General features: G+C 60.3%; 1 pseudogene. It reads left to right on the forward strand.

Annotated elements, in window-relative coordinates:
* A pseudogene (locus OO68_RS49015) lies at positions 1-348 on the forward strand (cyclohexanone monooxygenase); the annotation flags it as partial.

Consider the following 348-nt stretch of genomic DNA (forward strand, 5'->3'; position numbering starts at 1 on the left):
CGTTCGAGGTGAGCGACGAGAAGCGCGAGGCGTTCTACGAGAAGCTCTATGGCGAGCGGGGCTTCGGCATCTGGCAGGGCAATTTCAAGGATATCCTGATCGATCGTGCGGCGAATGCCACGATCAGCGATTTCGTCGCGCGCAAGATCCGCGAGCGCGTCAAGAACCAGGCGGTGGCCGAGAAACTGATCCCGAAGAACCACGGTTTCGGCACCCGGCGGCTGCCGCTCGAGACCTTCTATTACGAGGTCTACAACCGCGACAATGTCGAGCTGGTCGACATCAAGGAAACGCCGATCGAGCGGATCACACCGGAGGGCATCCGCACCAGCGACAGCGATTACCCTT

This window comes from Streptomyces iakyrus (assembly GCF_000717055.1).
Classification (GTDB): domain Bacteria; phylum Actinomycetota; class Actinomycetes; order Streptomycetales; family Streptomycetaceae; genus Streptomyces; species Streptomyces iakyrus.